The organism is Corynebacterium sp. HMSC035E02, assembly GCF_001836065.1.
In the GTDB taxonomy this organism is placed as follows: Bacteria; Actinomycetota; Actinomycetes; order Mycobacteriales; family Mycobacteriaceae; genus Corynebacterium; species Corynebacterium hiratae.
In genome coordinates this window covers 19863-20406 of record NZ_KV827377.1, presented here as the reverse complement: position 1 = coordinate 20406, position 544 = coordinate 19863, and the positions used below count along the sequence as shown (strand labels likewise).

Sequence of the window (544 nt, the reverse complement as noted above, 5' to 3'; positions counted from 1 at the left end):
GTAGCCGATTTCGGCAAACTTGTGGGTGAGAAACTCAGCGCCTGTCATGCGCCCACCGTTGGTGAGGTTGAGTTCGATCTCGTCCCCGTCACCGTTGATGATTTGATCCAACTCGTTCAGGGTGACGATGACTTGGGTGCGCACGGAAGGCTTAGTGCCGGCTGTTTCTTGGTTGAAGAAGACGTCGTTGGCGGCTTGAAGCAGGTCGGTGTTGGTGGATTCTAGGACTGCGCGCATGTTGGCAATCGTGGTGGCATCGTCAGTAATGGAGAGCGTGTTGGGCCCTTCGGATCTGTAGGTGATGCGCACGCCTGGTTTGGCGGTTCTTTTACGTTTGAGTTCTTTAAGCCTCGTGGTGGCAACGGTGGGGATGCGGTGTGCGGGTGTGGCGGTAAGTCTGACTCTCAGGTTCCAGGCGTCGAGGGTTTTCTTTACTTTTGAAACGTAGGTTTCAATGAGTGTGAGGGTGCCCAGGCTGTGGCGTTGGGTGAGTGCGGACGCACGGGCTTTGCGTTGTTTGCCGGTAAAGCGGGTGGGGCCGAAG

General features: G+C 56.4%; 1 pseudogene. It reads right to left on the bottom strand.

From position 1 onward, the window contains the following. A pseudogene (locus HMPREF2635_RS12050) lies at window positions 1-544 on the bottom strand (HNH endonuclease); the annotation flags it as partial.